The 16,549-nt window shown below is 49.2% G+C and carries 10 protein-coding genes, 2 tRNA genes and 1 rRNA gene; 3 read left to right on the top strand and 10 right to left on the bottom strand.

Features of this window, described 5'->3' with window-relative positions:
• Positions 1 to 433: 433 nt before the first annotated feature.
• The 3 genes from VGA08_01160 to VGA08_01150 all read right to left on the bottom strand — a co-directional run bounded on the left by VGA08_01160 (position 434) and on the right by VGA08_01150 (position 1,805).
• The gene (locus VGA08_01160; protein HEX9679210.1) at positions 434 to 1,255 is read right to left on the bottom strand and encodes a hypothetical protein; all 822 of its coding nucleotides are present in this window, start codon (positions 1,253 to 1,255) and stop codon (positions 434 to 436) included.
• A 274-nt stretch (positions 1,256 to 1,529) separates the two neighbouring features.
• A tRNA-Ile gene (locus VGA08_01155) sits at positions 1,530 to 1,606 on the bottom strand.
• A gap of 122 nt (positions 1,607 to 1,728) precedes the next feature.
• Positions 1,729 to 1,805: transfer RNA gene (locus tag VGA08_01150), tRNA-Ala, on the bottom strand.
• Between the two features lie 110 nt (positions 1,806 to 1,915).
• Here VGA08_01150 and VGA08_01145 point away from each other — a divergent pair.
• Positions 1,916 to 2,260, top strand: coding sequence for a hypothetical protein (locus VGA08_01145; GenBank protein ID HEX9679209.1), 345 nt, complete (start codon positions 1,916 to 1,918; stop codon positions 2,258 to 2,260).
• Positions 2,261 to 2,726: 466 nt separating this feature from the next.
• Here the strand turns inward: VGA08_01145 and VGA08_01140 are convergent.
• The 4 genes from VGA08_01140 to gyrB form a co-directional block, all read right to left on the bottom strand.
• Positions 2,727 to 4,329, bottom strand: a 16S ribosomal RNA gene (locus tag VGA08_01140).
• A gap of 192 nt (positions 4,330 to 4,521) precedes the next feature.
• A complete protein-coding gene (locus tag VGA08_01135) occupies positions 4,522 to 5,388 on the bottom strand; it encodes a divergent PAP2 family protein (GenBank protein ID HEX9679208.1) in 867 nt (288 codons plus the stop codon).
• The gene (gene gyrA / locus VGA08_01130) at positions 5,385 to 7,937 is read right to left on the bottom strand and encodes a DNA gyrase subunit A (protein ID HEX9679207.1); all 2,553 of its coding nucleotides are present in this window, start codon (positions 7,935 to 7,937) and stop codon (positions 5,385 to 5,387) included. The genes VGA08_01135 and gyrA overlap by 4 nt, the downstream gene beginning before the upstream one ends.
• Positions 7,938 to 9,935 carry a DNA topoisomerase (ATP-hydrolyzing) subunit B gene (gene gyrB / locus VGA08_01125; protein ID HEX9679206.1) on the bottom strand — a complete coding sequence of 666 codons (1,998 nt, stop codon included), beginning with the start codon at positions 9,933 to 9,935 and terminating at the stop codon, positions 7,938 to 7,940.
• Between the two features lie 152 nt (positions 9,936 to 10,087).
• Here gyrB and VGA08_01120 point away from each other — a divergent pair, with 152 nt between their 5' ends.
• Both VGA08_01120 and VGA08_01115 read left to right on the top strand, forming a co-directional pair.
• Positions 10,088 to 11,806, top strand: coding sequence for a hypothetical protein (locus tag VGA08_01120; protein ID HEX9679205.1), 1,719 nt, complete (start codon positions 10,088 to 10,090; stop codon positions 11,804 to 11,806).
• Positions 11,793 to 12,365, top strand: a complete 573-nt coding sequence (locus VGA08_01115; protein ID HEX9679204.1) for a hypothetical protein — start codon at positions 11,793 to 11,795, stop codon at positions 12,363 to 12,365. The genes VGA08_01120 and VGA08_01115 overlap by 14 nt, the downstream gene beginning before the upstream one ends.
• On the opposite strand, the gene VGA08_01110 is transcribed toward VGA08_01115, so the two are convergent.
• Genes VGA08_01110 through VGA08_01100 form a run of 3 tightly spaced genes read right to left on the bottom strand, consistent with a single transcriptional unit; the run spans position 12,362 to position 16,106 of the window.
• Entirely contained in the window at positions 12,362 to 15,280 is a 2,919-nt protein-coding gene (locus VGA08_01110; GenBank protein HEX9679203.1) for an ATP-binding protein, read from the bottom strand. The two genes, VGA08_01115 and VGA08_01110, sit on opposite strands and share 4 nt — an antisense overlap.
• 3 nt (positions 15,281 to 15,283) lie before the next feature.
• Entirely contained in the window at positions 15,284 to 15,691 is a 408-nt protein-coding gene (locus VGA08_01105) for a hypothetical protein (protein HEX9679202.1), read from the bottom strand.
• 40 nt (positions 15,692 to 15,731) lie between these two features.
• Positions 15,732 to 16,106, bottom strand: coding sequence for a hypothetical protein (locus VGA08_01100; protein ID HEX9679201.1), 375 nt, complete (start codon positions 16,104 to 16,106; stop codon positions 15,732 to 15,734).
• Positions 16,107 to 16,549: the final 443 nt, after the last annotated feature.

The following is a 16,549-nucleotide window of genomic DNA, read 5'->3' as shown; positions in this document are numbered from 1 at the left end:
TCGAACGAACTGTACAGTAAAGTACAGAGAGTGAGCACCGTAAACATCTGACGATGCGATGCGCCATGAGCGATCGGCAGAGTTGCTGGCTCTGCCAGCAAGCAGGCCGAACGCGGCAAAACGATTTGGGAAATTGCATTGGTTAACTAGTAATCGGTATGACCGATTACAAGATACCTTTCTATCCATCTAAATTGTTAAAGTTCATGTCCGCCAGAGATTTAAAAGGTCGCCTGATTCAGGCGACCAAAGCGTGTCAAAAATACAGTCTAACCTACGCCTGGGTTGCCCCTTTCGATGTTAGAGTCGTATTCATCTTCGCCTTAAGTCTCCTTTTGACCGGCTAACATGGTACCAACTATCAACCAGCGTGTAAAGAGTTTGCCAGGGGCTTTATCGACAAGATGTTTATGTTACAACGAAACCAGTCGATTCAAGGATATTTTATGGCTATAGGCACGCCGTCGGGATATACAGTTTTTATAACAACCTGTTCAACGTGCTTAACCAGCTTTTCGTCCGGATCTAAACGGAGCGGCACTTCTTCTAGCGTTAAATAGGCATGAATGGTTTCGTGTAAAAGTGTTTTTGATATTGATTGGCTGGCCGTCCTGTTTGTTTGAGGCGTACTTAACATCATTAAGTTGTATTTAACTAGATCTATCCCCAGAAAACTTACTTCTATCTGTGGCAAGGTAGCCCCAGATGCGTCGCATCTCTCGACTTGGTTTATTGGCTGGAAGCGCATCCCTTTGATGCAGTGCCCAGCTGGTGCAATGTGTACGTGGTAGACGCTGCCAGCGTGCTTTTTCTGCACTATTAGATCTCGGCGGAAGCATTCTATAAGCTGATTGACTTCCGGATGTGAATATTCTATTTCGTTTGAAAGCGGCGCGTGAAACGACTCTTCAAATTTTATTTGGTCTATCTCTACACCGCTAGGCGCATGTATGACCACTTCGATCCCTGATAGGTCCATGGTGAAGTGCTCGACCGCCGAATACATGTACTCGACACCTTGGGTTACTATTTTCTCTAGGTTTATACTGCTGGCCGTAAACTGTCTGGCAGCTGATTTGGTGCCAATCAACGGTGTTTCAGCCGTCTTTTTTGGCTCGTTGTCCATGGGATATCCGTCAATCTCGCAGCCAGCAGGCGGTAAGACGATCTGGCCGTCCGAATCATATTGGCTCCAACGGCTGACTTCGTCCGCATTGCTTGCAGCAAAAACTAAAGCTACGGCTAATACGCCCAACTTTCGTTTAGTCCAAAACGATGATTTATTTTTTTCCGCGTTCTCAAACTTTACTGCTTTTAGGTATCCGTCTCTGGTAATAGCGTACTCGGCTCTGGGAATGGTGAGCTCCTAAAATGAAATGATGGGGCTGCCTGGATTCAACTAGTGTCAAACTGCCGCTTGATACAGCATAGCGAGCTGATAAACTGTCCGTCAAATCAGCGAGCTTTACTGGGGACCTCGTAACTCAAGTCGAGCTGGACTCGACACAGCATGTTTCGTCAATAACAGTTGGTGGGGCTGCCTGGACTCGAACCGGGGACCTCGTCATTATCAGTGACGCGCTCTAACCAACTGAGCTACAGCCCCTCCAACTGGCATTGACTTACTTATTAAGGTCTGAACAGTGACGCGCTCTAACCAACTGAGCTAGTTAGCTTTTGATTGAGCTAATCTAGCAAAAGCGTACAGCTCGTATGTTAATTATGACGTGGTGGAGCATGTCGGATTCGAACCGACGACCCCCTGCTTGCAAAGCAGGTGCTCTAGCCAACTGAGCTAATGCCCCGTGTCAGAAAATCTTGCCGACTAACAGGAGTTTATTATAAATGAATCTTTGAAGTCTTTCAGGTGTTTCTTCCATATGGTTGTCCAAACGGCTAACTGCGCTCCCTAGTTTTGACCAACCATGACGGTTTTGAACCGCCGCTATTCTACTTAAGATACCTCTTATTAACAAGCTCAGTTTCTGCTATCTTTAAGTTAATGGTAATAGCAAACATTCTACTCGGCTTGATATTAATTGGCGTCGGAATCGTCCTGCTAAAATTTAATTTCCGGGTATCAAACATGTTCAGCCACAATAATGTGTTTGAACGGTATATGGGCAGCGGGGCCACTTATTTTGTTATGCAGGTCGCTGCGGTGCTGGTTATTATAGTGGGCTTTTTACTAATGTCAGGCCTGTTGGATAACCTGATGGGCTTCCTGCTCTCACCGCTAAAAGATATCATTACTGTTTAGTTATATAACTATGTTGATATCTATGTTGTTTAAGAGCTAATCTGTTATATATAAAAACTATATAATTAATTATATAACCATGTTGTATTTCTCAATCCGTAAACAATCGTTACGATAATTGAATTAATTTCAATTCTTATGATCCCGAATGAGGGGGTGATACTTTGCCCAAGCATTACTTAGTAGGAAAATAATCAATAAATTGGAATTCATTTCTAATTTATTGATACAGAATCAGGGGAGAATCACGAAGTTTAAGGAGGGGGTATCTCCCTCCTTAAAGCTGCGCATTTTAAAAGTTTGGTAGTGCAACTCAACGCCGGGTCTGGTCTACCTATCCGTTTAGCGAATAAATTCGCTTGATAGTTGTTACTGGTATACCAAAAATGATGCAACAACTTGGATCGACCTAGCTCACCTCAAGTGCTCTCGCAGAGTCACATGAGGGGCTGGTTCATCTCCCTAGAAAGGAGGTAATCCATCCGCAGCTTCCGCTACGGATACCTTGTTACGACTTAACCCCAATCATCTCCCCCACCTTAGGCCGACCTAAGGTCGGACTTCGGGTGTTGGCGACTTTCATGGCTTGACGGGCGGTGTGTACAAGACCCGAGAACGTATTCACCGCAGTGTGCTGACCTGCTGGTTACTAGCGATTCCGGCTTCATGCAGGCGAGTTTCAGCCTGCAATCCGAATTGGGACCGGCTTTGATGGGATTTGCTCCCCCTCGCGGGTTGGCTGCCCATTGTACCGGCCATTGTAGCGCGTGTGTCGCCCAAGGTATAAGGGAAATACTGACCTGACATCATCCCCTCCTTCCTCCCTGTTACCAGGGCAGTCTGTTTAGAAAAATCCAACTAAACATAAGGGTTGCGCTCGTTGCGGGACTTAACCCAACATCTCACGACACGAGCTGACGACGGCCATGCATCACCTGTCACTGCGTTCCCGAGGGCACAGTTTCCTTTCGGAAGCCTTCGCAGGATGTCAAACCTTGGTAAGGTTCTTCGCTTACCATCGAATTAAACCACACGCTCCACCGCTTGTGCGGGTCCCCGTCAATTCCTTTGAGTTTTAAGCTTGCGCTCGTACTACTCAGGCGGGATGCTTAACGCGTTAGCTTCGCCTCCGAGGGGGTCGATACCCCCGAATGGCTAGCATCCATCGTTTACGGCATGGACTACCGGGGTATCTAATCCCGTTCGCTACCCATGCTTTCGAGCCTTAGCGTCAGTAATGAGCCAGTCGCCTGCCTTCGCCATCGGTGTTCCTGCTGATATCTACGGATTTCACTCCTACACCAGCAATTCCAGCGACCCCTCTCATACTCTAGCTAAACAGTTCGGATACCAGCCACACGGTTGAGCCGTGGGATTTAAATATCCGCTTATTTAGCCGCCTACGCATCTCTTTACGCCCAGTCATTCCGGATAACGCTTGGACCCTACGTATGACCGCGGCTGCTGGCACGTAGTTAGCAGGTCCTTATTCACAAGTTACTGTCATAATCCTCACTTATAAAAGCAGTTTACGACCCGAAGGCTTTCATCCTGCACGCGGCGTTGCTCCATCAGGCTTTCGCCCATTGTGGAAGATTCCCCACTGCTGCCTCCCGTAGGAGTCTGGACCGTGTCTCAGTTCCAGTGTGGCTGATCATCCTCTCAGACCAGCTACCGATCGTCGCCTTGGTGGGCATTTACCCCGCCAACAAGCTAATCGGACGCAGGCTCTTCCCAAACCGCCGGAGCTTTTCTCCTAAGAGGTTATGCGGTATTAGCCAACCTTTCGGCTGGTTATCCCTCAGTCTGGGGTAGATTCCTACGCGTTACTCACCCGTCCGCCGCTCGCCATCACCCAACATTCTGTGTTGGAAAGTTCCAAATTACAAATTCCAAGTCACAAATAAATTTCAATTTCCAAATTCAATTGGTATTTGATGCTTATTTGGTTATTGGTGCTTGATTATTGGTCATTCCAGCACAAAGTGCTGGGCATGCTGCCGCTCGACTTGCATGTGTTAGGCACGCCGCCAGCGTTCATCCTGAGCCAGGATCAAACTCTCCATAAAAGGACTTCTTAAAAGTCCTTGAAATGACTTAAGACTAGTTTGTCTAATGTCAAAATTGACGTTGACGTTGCACTACCAAACTTTTAACGTTCGGCTCCAAATAGTATTCCTCACAAGAACTTATCAAGAGTCAGCTGCCAGCATACAGGTTAACTACAGATGGGTCAAGCATGGAATTGGCGATAAACGTTGTTATTTTTTCCGCTTTCGCTTAGTCCGTCTGGCTCGCTTTGATTGACGGGTTTCTCGCTTTGCCACCTGGAAGTGATCGTGCTCTTCTTTTAGGGCGGCTTTGGCCTGGCGCACTACCCGGAAGTAATTGACACCGCCGACAGCCAGTATCCATCCGATGGCGGCTAACACCCAAAACTTGGTTGTAAACAACCTGATACCCTCGCTCTGTAACCAAACCGCCACCAGGCCTAATATAGCCGGCGCGCTAAAACTGTAGCGTATGGTTCGTTTTAGGCGTTTACTGGTTGGCAGTCTGGTCAAACCTTTCTTGACAATCAATCGATAACCAGCCTGACTGAGGGTGAAGACCAAAATGAACAATCCGTAATAAACCGTCCGCTCGGTGTCGGTGATGGTGTTAAACAAATCTCGTGTGCCCTCGGGCCAATGTCGAAACATGAGTACGCCGCTGGTCATCAGACCGATCAAGCCACCGGCAGCGACTTCAACCGGCGTATGGCCCAATACCTCCCGGATTTTAAAGGCTTCTCGCTGCTCTTTGGGTGTCCGGCTGAGTTCGATGAGCCTGGCTAAAACTCCTCCTTGCTCGCCCACCGCCCGGCGGACTCCAAAGGCGTCATAGACCACGATTAGCGAAAAGACCGCTCCAATACCGAACTCGGCGCTCTCGACCCCATTTAAAAAGGCCAGTACCACTAAAAGAGCAATGACGATGGCGGTATGTGAACTGGGCATATTGCCCGATTTATAAAGATACTTCCAACTGAAATCGCCGTGGCTAGCCTGCAGGAGTAGTTTGGTTGTCTGAGCGATCAACCAGCTAACAAACGGTACAACTATGTATGGGCTGGAAAATATGCTCATGCGGTTTTTCCTGGCTTAGGTGCCGCGGGTTTAGTCTGTTCGCTCGCTTCGGCAGCTTTTTCTTCCTGCTCCTTAATAAGGGCCATGGACGCTACGCTGTCTCCTTGATTAAGCCGCATTATCCTTACGCCCTGGGTGGTCCGGCCCATAGCGGAGATGTCCTTGAGCCCGAGTCGAATAGTCTGGCCTAGTTTTGAGATGATAATTACTTCGTCGGCATCATCGGTCAAAGTCCTCACCCCTACTAATTTACCCGTTTTGGAATTAACAATCGCCGATTTTATACCGACGCCGCCGCGTCGATGAGCGGTAAATTGCTCGATTTTGGTTCTTTTGCCATAGCCGTTTTGACTGATGACAAAGATGTACGAGTTTGCCTTGACGGTGTTCATGTCAATCACCTCGTCACCCTGGCGTAAGCGAATACCGCGGACCCCGCGAGCGGTACGGCCCATCGGGCGAACATCGCCCTCATGGAAACGGATTGACTGCCCCTGGGAAGTCGAAATAATAATCTCGTTTTCTCCAGTCGTTTGGCGAATCCATTTAAGCTCGTCGTCGTCGTCAAGATTAATCGCGATCAGGCCGGATGTCCGTATATTTTGATAACTTTCAATTAGGGTTTTCTTGACCGTGCCAAATTTGGTGCACATAAACAAATAGCTATCGACGGCTTTTACGTCTTTATCCATCCTGATCATTGAGCTAACGGCCTCGTCCGGCTGCAGCTGCAGCAAGTTGACGATAGCGACGCCCTTGGCGCTGAGTCCAACCTTTGGTATTTCATAAACCTTGAGTCGGAAAACTCGTCCGCGATTAGTAAAAAAGAGTAGGAAGTCGTGCGTATTTGCAAATGTTAATTGCGCAATTAAATCTTCCTCTTTTGTTGTAATTCCACGTTTCCCCTTGCCTCCTCTTCCCTGTTTTCGGTATTCATTCAACGCATTTCGTTTAATGTAATTTTCCGCTGTAAGAGTTACAACAACTTGCTCATTGGGAATGAGTTCTTCCTCGCTAAACTTACCCAGCTCCTGAGTAATTATTTTACTGTGCCGTTTGTCGCCAAAGCGGTCTTTGATCTCGATTAGCTCATCCTTGATAATCCCTAATATCTTGGCTTCGTCGCCCAAAATTGTCTTCAGCTCCTTGATTAAAGTCTTTAGCTCTGTCAGCTCGTCTTCGATTTTTTGCCGCTCTAATCCGGCCAGCGTGCGTAGCTGCATCGCCAGGATTGCCCGAGCTTGGAGCTCGGACAGTTTAAACTTCTTGATCAAATTAGCTTGGGCGTCTTCGGCTGTTTGGCTTTTGCGGATAGTGTCGATGACTTCGTCGATGTGGTCCAACGCGGTTTTTAAGCCTTCGAGGATGTGGGCCCGAGCTTCGGCCTTTTTAAGTTCGAACTCGGTCCGACGCCGGACGACCTGTTGTCGGTGTTTAAGATATTCTTTTAAGATTTCCTCCAAACCTAAAACCCTCGGCTGAATACCGTCAACCAGTGCCAACATGTTGTAATGGAAAGCCGTCTGAAGCGGAGTAAGTTTGTACAGTTGGTTCAAAACTTTCTTCGGGTAAGAATCTTTTCTCAGATCAATTACAATTTGCACCGTGCCTCTCGCGCTCTCGTCGCGAATGTCACTGATAGTCGTAATCTTTTTGTTCTTCACCAGATCGGCGATTTTCTCAATCAGGCCGGCCTTGTTGACACCGTAAGGTATCTCGGTAATGATGATCTGACTTTTGTTTCGTTTTCCTTCGTCCTCGATTACTTCGGCTACGGCCCTAATAATTACGCTGCCTTTGCCTGTGCCATAGGCCGCCCGCATGGGTTCGCCACCATAAACGACACCGCCGGTAGGAAAATCCGGCCCCTTTACGTGTTTTAGCAGGTCGTCCAGAGAGGCGTCCTGGTTGTCTATCAGTTCGATTACGGCGTCGACGATTTCTCCTAAATTATGGGGTGGTATATTTGTGGCCATGCCAACGGCGATACCGAGCTGGCCATTCAACAATAAATTCGGAACTTTGGCCGGCAGTACTACTGGTTCTTGCTTACGGCCGTCGTAGTTGGGCCGGAAGTCAACCGTTTCCTTATCGATGTCGGCCAACATCTCTTCGGTTAGCCGGGTCATGCGAGCTTCGGTATAACGCATTGCCGCCGGTGGGTCACCATCCATCGAGCCAAAGTTACCTTGTCCGTCTACCAAGAGGTAGCGGGTGTTGAAGTCTTGGGCCAGCCGGACCATGGCGTCATAGATGGCTTGGTCGCCATGAGGATGAAAATCACCCATAACCGAGCCGACCACAGTAGCACTTTTCCGGTAAGAACTGCTGGCTCTCAAGCCCTCGTTGTTCATCACGTGCAGGATACGGCGGTGAACCGGCTTGAGGCCGTCACGTACGTCCGGCAAGGCCCGCGATACGATAACGCTCATGGAATACTGGAGGTAGCTTTCCTCCATCTCCATTTCAATACTACGAACAGTCTCCCCGCTAACGGCCGGTGTTATTTCGATCTCCGGTTCTGGTATCTTGGCTTTATCGTTCGCCATTTAGATATCCAGTTCCTTCACATACTTGGCGTGGGTTTGAATAAAATTCTTCCTCAGCTCGACTTCCGTACCCATCAGTTTGTTAAATATAGCGTCGGCTTTTTCTGCGTCTTCGACACTAACTTTAAACAACATTCTGCGCTCGGGATCCATCGTCGTTTCCCATAATTCGGTCGCGTTCATTTCTCCTAAGCCCTTGTAGCGCTGGATCTTTACTCCAGTTGGCAGCTTGGTGCTTGCGGACCCATCATCCTCAAGCGACACCGTCAATTCGGGGTCAACTTCGGCTGAGTCCGACGCCTCAAGTCCGAGCGAAGACAGGATTTTATCGCGTTGGTTATCGGTAAAAGCAAATTGGTCTTTTTTCCCTTTAGTAATTTTATAGAGCGGCGGCTGGGCAATGAACATGTGGCCGGCTTCGATGACCGGCAGCATGTGACGGAAGAAAAGCGTTAACAACAAGGTTCGAATATGGCTACCGTCGACGTCGGCATCGGTCATAATTATTATCTTATGGTATCTCAGTCCGTCGAGACTGAATTGCTCGTCAATGCCTACTCCCAGGGCCTTTATCAAGCTGGTAATCTCGGTGTTAGCCAGCATTTTATCCAATCTGGCCCGTTCGACATTTAGCACTTTGCCCCGCAGCGGCAGGATCGCCTGGTGGCGACTGTCCCGGCCGTCCTTGGCTGAACCGCCAGCCGATTGGCCCTCGACGATAAACAACTCGGAATCAGCCGGATTACGGCTGGAACAATCGGCTAACTTACCTGGCAAACCGCTGCCTTCAAGCGCACCTTTGCGGATAACGCTTTCCCGGGCGGCCCGGGCGGCTTTTCTGGCCTGGGCGGCCAGTAAACCCTTACCGACAATTCTTTTGCCAACCGCCGGATTCTCTTCTAGGTAATAGGCAAACCACTCACTCATCACGGTTTCAACATAGCCGCGGACTTCCGGGTTGCCGAGTTTGTTCTTTGTCTGGCCTTCGAATTGTGGTTCTTCCAATTTGACGAGAATGACAGCCGTTAAGCCTTCCCGGGTATCCTCGCCCGATAAGTTCTCTTCTTTGTCTTTAAGTAACCCCGATTTCCGGGCGTATTCATTGATGACTCGGGTCAACGAGGCTCTAAAACCGGTCAAATGGGTTCCGCCATCGGGATTGAACACGTTGTTAGCGAAGGCCTTAACCGTTTCAGTGTAAGTATCGGTATACTCGAGCGAGATTTCTACAATAGCGCTATCGATCTCTTTTTCGATATAAAACGGTTTGTCGATCAGAACGTCCTTGCCTATGTCCAGATGCCGGACGTAGGACTGGATGCCACCCTCGAAATAAAAACTATACTTTTTGCCGCTGCGCTCATCGGTAATCGAAGTTTTAACCCCTTTGGTCAGATAAGCCTGGTGGCGTAACCGGTCCAAAATAGTCTCATAATTGAAATCGACGCTTTCAAAAACCGACTCGTCGGCTTTAAACGTTATCTCGGTGCCGGTCTGATCGCTTTTGCCGGAGACTTTTATCTCCGATTGGGGTACGCCTAGAACATAGTCTTGCTCGTAGGCCTTGCCATCCCGATAAACCCGGGCCTTAAGCTCGGTAGATAGGGCGTTAACCACACTAACGCCGACGCCGTGCAAGCCACCGGACACTTTATAACCACTGGCATCGCCGCCAAACTTGCCGCCGGCGTGCAATACGGTTAGCACGGTTTCCAGCGCCGATTTGCCTGTTTTAGCTACTTTATCGACCGGTATACCCCGGCCGTTATCTCGAACCCGGACTCGTCCGTCGGCTAGGAGTATCACCGCCACTTCTGTGGCGTAGCCGGCAATAGCTTCATCAATGCCGTTATCGACGACCTCCCACACCAGATGATGCAGGCCCTCGATCCCGGTTCCACCGATATACATACCAGGGCGTTTTCTAACTGGCTCAAGACCTTCCAGGACTTGAATTTGACTGGCGTCGTAACTGGAAGTTTTTGCGGACTTAGACAAATTTAACCTCAGACCTCGTAAACGTTTAGCAGTGGTTGAACCCCATCAATCGAGCGACCAATAACCTTGCCTAGCGCTTGCCGCTTGTGTTTTAATTATCGATGAGTGTTGCATATATTATAAAACGCAACCCGGGTATCTGACAAACCAAAATGTTCAAGAAATTAGTTGCTAACGCGGCTTTCAGCCCAAGTATGGTTACGACCATTGGGTTTTATGCCAAACGGCTCAGGCAAGAGGAGTTCACTCGCCGCTTGGGTCTAATTTTCAGTGCTCTAGCGGTAGCGTTACAGACTTTGGCTATAATTTCGCCCCCGGAAGCAACCATCGCGTCCGGACCAAATAATATTATCTACACTGGTGTTACCTCAGTTGAAGACTTGCTCCGTCACTATGATCGAAACGATGATGGCAATGGGCACAGAGATCTGCAACAAATATTTGCTCACTATGGCATCTCGCGCGATGACCTTGCAGATGCAAAAATAACAACGATAAAGTCAACCGACCGTGATCGTAAACTGAGGTCAATCGGCCGAAAGCCTTACGGCAAAGCTGGCGAAGTAGCCGTTCCCATCTCTGATAGCGCGACGACGGTCTACGAAAGATGGTTGTGGTCATGGGATAGCGGCCCTTACTCTACCTACCGCGTATTCCAGGGACAGACCAGTGATGGCCGTTGGTTCGCCGTTTTGATGAACTGTGGCAACCTGGTGGTGGACGAACCGCCGCCCTCGCCCGAAAACCCGGTGGGACAAGTAGAAGCTAGTTGTCTGGGAATTTTTGGCTGGGCCTATGACCCTAATGCCAAATCCCGCGCGATTACCGTAAAGGTAATAATTAAATTAAGAGGCGTAGACGATGAACCAACCCGCTTTACGCTGGCGGCCAACTTACCCGAACCAAAGGCGAGTGTCGGCGGCAACCATGGATTTAGAGCGCCAATACCGCCGGCTAAACAATCGGCTGAATTTAAAACAGCCTATACCGTAGTTGCCATTGATACCTATGGTGGCGGCGAAAATATCGATTTGGCGCGAAACCAAATAATCGATACGAACTGTGCTGACACACCGCCGCCTTGCCCATTCAAGGAGGGTTTAACGCTGCGGGATAAAGAGTGCATCGAGTGCGAAATTGTGCCCGGTATCTGGTACAAAGACAGTGAATGCAAACCGCCGGAAGAACCGCCTTGTCCGATTAAGCCGACCCTGCCCAAGGACGATCCGCGCTGCCTGCCCTGCCCGACTGACTCGTCCAAGTGGATCGACGACGAAGACTGCGAAACACCTTTCCCGTTAATCGTGTTCGTCAAGCGGGCTAAGAATGAAACTCAGGGTATAGACGACGCCAATGGCACAACCGCCCAGCCCGGTGACACGATTATTTATGAAATAGCGGCGGAAAATGTTGGCAGCCAAGCTGACGAAGTACTGTTCCAGGAGGACATCGCAGATATTTTGGAGTATGCCGACTTAATTGACAGCGACGACGCCTCTATCAGTGATGACGGTAACGTTCTGAGCTGGGGCCTGATCGAAGTCAAACCAGATCAGGAAATCATCAAACGAATAACGGTCCGTATCAAAGACCCCATCCCCGCCAGCCCATCGCCGGCCAACAACCTCGAGTCAAATAACCTTGAGTTAAGAAACGTTTGGCACCATAAAACCGTAGTGATTAAGGTCCCCCGTCCGATTGTCAAAACACCTGAAGTACTGGCCGAATCGTTGCCAAACACCGGCCCAACGGCTAACGTGGCTATCAGCTTCGGATTGATAATGCTGTCCGCCTACTTCTATAGCCGTAACCGCCAGTTGACGAAAGAACTTAAGCTAGTCAGCGTAGAATACGCCAGTGGCGGGGCTTAGCATGGCAGAACGACAATCCTCAACTGAAACCAAGTTTGGCCCCAACGAACGAGCCGCCAACAAAGAAATCTTGGCTAAAAAATTTGAGGCTGAACACCCACCAAAGTCGGTCGAGGCTGAAAACCTAGCGGATCGGCGACGGGAAGTCGAATCAATACGACAAAGCTCACCCGAGAGTGCCGGTCTGGCTGAACAGTTAGCCGATGACGATCAACCAGAAGCCGAAACCTATATCACCAAAGCCGATAAAAATCGAGCTTATAATTTGAGTCTGAAACGCGTTCAAAGGCAGCTGGGAGCACCGGGCCGGTCATTCAGCCGATTGATCCATAATCCGGCCGTAGAGCGCGTGAGCGAGACGCTGGAGAAGACAATCGCCAGGCCGTCGGCCGTACTCGGCGGCAGTTTATTTGCTACCGTCGGGCTGGCAATCATGCTCTATGCCGCCCGCCGAAACGGCTTTGCCCTATCCGGTTCGGAACTTGCTTTATTCTTGGCTATCGGTTGGCTGGTCGGTTTGTTGTCAGAACTCCTTTGGCGAAAAATACTAAAGCGCTAAGCCGCCTTACCTTCATCATAGCTTAGGTTGCCATGCTCATCGATTTTAATATCAGCTCCGCTGGCTGCATCCCCCGGTTGGGACGGTGAGACTACGGCGGCTTTATCCATTACTTCGGCGTTAGGTTGTTCACTGATCTTGTCTTTTACCAGGTTAGCCAAGTTTGCGACCTCATCTTTGTCTGATAAGGCGCCGCTAACTTGGCTCTCCGGCTCGTTAATCTGGCCGCTAGCCTTAGCCCGCGCAAAGGCGGTTGGTGATTGGTTTGGCTGGGCGTCGGTCTTCTGGTCCGTGGATTGATTGGTAGCTTCCGCGGTCGAATCAGACGGGCTGGACTTTGATTGATCCGTGGCCGGTTTTGGCGGTTGAGTTCGTCTTTTGGCCAGCCACTCGTCCAAAAAAGAAGTCCCGCCCGGCGGTGTCGGCCGGCGGCTGGAACCTAAAGCCGGTGGCTGTCCAAACGGCGATTCGAACGGGCGTGCTATCGGTGGCTCTGGCGCTGTTTTAAGACGCTCAAATATCTCCGTCTCCACTTTGGCTCTCGACCGGCCGTACTTGGCCGCCGACAGTCGTTTAAGAGCCTGTCCCAGCTCAGGATTAGGGTGGCCAAGCGGCGGAATGGTAGCCAGGCTGAACGGCTGCGACGGTACGCCGGAAATCATCAACCGAACGATGGCGTTATAGTTGGGCAGCTTAACGATGTCTTCTTGATCAAAAACGGGTGAGAATTGTTTAACCAGATAATCCGCGTCATCCGGACCGGCCCTTAATGCGGCGATTGACCCAACATTTCCAAATACAGCGTCTTTTACTTCTTCGCTCAGTTGAGTCGTGAACTGATTGGCAACGATGAGATTAAGGCGATACTTCCTGGCTTCTGACAAAATGGTAGCAAACGAGTCGGTCGAGAAGTTTTGGAATTCATCGACATACAACGAGAAATCCCGTCGGTGCTCTTCCGGTATGGCCGCCCGGCTCATGGCGGCGGCCTGGAACTTCATGACAAAAATCATACCCAGCAGCTTCGAGTTAAGTTCGCCGGTACGGCCTTTGCTCAGATTTACCAGCAGAATTTTGCCCTCGTCCATAACCTGCCGAAGGTCGACCGAGCTTTTAGTTTGACCGACGATATTCCGCATCATTTCGTTGCTCATAAAGGCACCGAATTTGCTGACAAACCAACCGAGAACCTCGCTTTTATGATAGTCAGAGGTCTTGGCCATCTCGCCCTCCCAAAACTCGCGGACGGTTGGGTCGGTAACATATTTTAGCTTTTGCTTGGCGTAGCGGTTATCGGTAAAGATTTTTGGAATATCGATGAAAGTTGATCCGTTTGGATCGCTCATCAACGTTAGGGCGGCATTTCTAAACCAGTGTTCGTAGCGCGGACCGATGATACCGGTATGCCCCGGATCGTAGAGTTTATAGAGCATATTGATGGCTTCTTGGATGAGAAAATCCTTCTGCTCCGGGTTCTGGAATTCAAATAAATTCAGACCCATTGGCTGATCCATATCGGCCGGAGAAAAATAAATAACGTCTTCGGTTCTTTCTTTCGGTACCATAGATATCAAACGCTCTACGGCGTCGCCGTGCGGATCGATAAAGGCAAAACCCCGACCATCTAACATGTCGTACAGAGCTAAATTCTCGAGCAATACCGTTTTACCGGTACCGGTTTGACCGACTATATAAAGATGTCGCCGGCGGTCTTCCTCGCTCAAGCGAATCTCTTTTTTGACACCCCGAAATACGTTGTATCCGAGCAGCGGGCCGCTTTCTGGCAGTTTGTTGGGTCCGTCTACTTGTTTTGAGGATTGTCTTTCGAGCGATGAAGTTGACGTGCCGCGTTGTTCCGGTAAATGAAATATCGTGGCTAGCTCAATGCTGTTTAGAATGGTCCGCTTCGACTCCTGAGGAAAGAATCGAAAGATAAAAGCGGTGACAAAATTTTCGATGTCCTTAGCCGGCGAGAACTTGAAGCCGTTTTTACCGGGCGCATCAAACAAAGCGAAGGTGGCCACCATATTGTTGAGTATATTTTGCGACCGGCTGGCAGTATTAGAAGAGGCTATAACCCGGATTAATGTTTCAAAACCGGGATGTCGGGTCTTACTTTCAACCGCCTCAATATTCGATTGCTCGAGCGCTGACAGTGGTTTATCCGGTTCCTTTTTGTCATCCTTTGCCTCTGGCGGCTTCCAAAGCGCCGTGGCCAGTTCTTTAGCTACCGAACCAGTGGACGTGGACTTTTTCTTGTCACGCATGTTAGATGCGACCTTGAGAGCACTTTTCGACCATTCTTTGCCGGCTGGCCTGATTAGGAGTTGTAAGGCGGCGCCATCTTCATTTGTTAGGTTTGAAAATGCGTTGAAGATAGCCTGGAGAGCGTCTCGCTTACTTTCCTGGAAGGTCGCTATCGGCTTGGCCGAGTCTTCTTTTAGCTCCAATTCGCCGCCGATTGTGCCGCTGATCTTGCCGACCGGGCTGAAAATATTATGTTCTGGTACTTCCTCCACCTGCGCGCTCGGATAGGCGCTGACGATGGCTTGCTCCACTACTGGTACGAGAGTTATCGGCACCGCGGCGTAGAATCGGACCGCTCCTTTTTTGGCGACAATCTCGAAGCCAATGTGCCGCTGGCCGTAGTAGCGCCGCTTGAAACCTTCCTCAACTGTACTGGCTAAAATGTTGTACATCACTTGGGCCTTGGAGATGGTCTCTTCGGCCACATCCCTCGTATCTCTGGAACCAAGCTCCGTATCCTCGCTGGACGGCGGCAAATGGATGACAAGACTGACCATTTTTAGGCCGCGTTCGTAATTCTTTGCTTCGCGCAATAGTTTGCGATACTGAAAATAAACCAAAGCGCCTCCCAATCCCAAGAACAACAAGATTACCAATACGCCTACCATGGTTTAGGCATCTGTCTTTACGACTTTGTTAAACCGTTTAGTCTTGTAGTCGGCCTTTAGGCGGCTAGCCTCATTTTCTTGAGTATAAGGATCGTGCTTATGTTCGTGGACAATCGCTTTGGCTTTATTCACCCACTCTTTTTCGATTACATCGACATCAGCCGCAACCGCCGGTCCAATTTGGGCTGTCGGGTCCGCCTGTGACAATTGTCCGCCGCTTACATCACTGTCTATAACTGGAGGAGGCAATGCAATCGGTATATGACCTTGACTGGCGCTATCCCCGGACGGGCGAATGGTTTCCAGGGATGGGGTGATCGTTTCCGGTTGAGACTGGGTATCTGGCAATCGTTCCGGGCTTAGGTTTGCCGGGCGGGGTGATTCTGCTGAGTTTTGCTTGTTTGGTTCCATACAAGGTAGATTATAACAGAGAAGAAAAGCTTAAGAAGCACTACTTTCTAAGCTTGGCCCAATAAAGCGTAAACGTCACGATAAAGAGAGTTAACAATATGATATCGCCCATCTGTATTTCGATGGTGCCAATAGCTAAAGCGATGACCAATCCTGCCGAGCTAAGTACGATTAAAAGCAGACTGGTCCCTTGCGGTTGCTTAAAAATCAAATGACGCAGCAGTTGACCCCATATCAGTAAGGCCAAAAACACCAGGATAAAGAACAAAGATATCCCAAGCGGGCCCGCTCTATCAGGCGTGGTGCCAAACAACAACAGAGCGACTAATCCAGTGGTAATAACTGCCAGCAAAAGTAGTTTTATCCGTGTAATTTGGTTGTGGTTTTTAATGGTTTTCAATTTGATATTGCCCACAAATTAAAAATAACACCCTATTAGTGTTTTTTGGATGTCATTTTGCGATGAGTTAGATTACTGGAGCGACAAAACCGCCCGACATTTAAGACTTTTGTGGCGCTTGTCGCTCCAGCTGACTGACCGCCCGCTTATAGTTATTAAAACTATGAGGAGCGAAGTTACGCTTGGATAAAAACCAAAGAAACCATAACCAAGCGTGAAAGCCGCGCTTCGTAAGGCACACCGGCTCACGGTGTCTGCGAGTCGGTGTGCCCTACGAAGTTTTAAAATATTTATTTTTAAAGAACGGCTACGTTTGTTTATAGCACACGGGGGGCCTATAGTCAATATAATATTGTTGTTATTAACTCATGTATCAGATGTGATTGTTATCATAGTTTGTTGTTCATAATACTATGATAAATTATATTTAGGCAACTTATGTTGCGCTTTGCCTCGTA

Source organism: Candidatus Saccharimonadales bacterium (genome assembly GCA_036397795.1).
GTDB lineage: Bacteria > Patescibacteriota > Saccharimonadia > Saccharimonadales > DASWIF01 > DASWIF01.
The sequence above is the reverse complement of the archived record's forward strand: the minus strand, read 5'-3'. Positions and strand labels throughout refer to the sequence as shown.

What these genes read in the sequence shown, in the direction of transcription:
- VGA08_01110 (HEX9679203.1), bottom strand. Translation starts at nt 15,280, where the DNA reads ATGGTAGGCGTATTGGTAATCTTGTTGTTCTTGGGATTGGGAGGCGCT.
- VGA08_01120 (HEX9679205.1), top strand. Translation starts at nt 10,088, where the DNA reads ATGTTCAAGAAATTAGTTGCTAACGCGGCTTTCAGCCCAAGTATGGTT.
- VGA08_01105 (HEX9679202.1), bottom strand. Translation starts at nt 15,691, where the DNA reads ATGGAACCAAACAAGCAAAACTCAGCAGAATCACCCCGCCCGGCAAAC.
- gyrA (HEX9679207.1), bottom strand. Translation starts at nt 7,937, where the DNA reads ATGGCGAACGATAAAGCCAAGATACCAGAACCGGAGATCGAAATAACA.
- VGA08_01135 (HEX9679208.1), bottom strand. Translation starts at nt 5,388, where the DNA reads ATGAGCATATTTTCCAGCCCATACATAGTTGTACCGTTTGTTAGCTGG.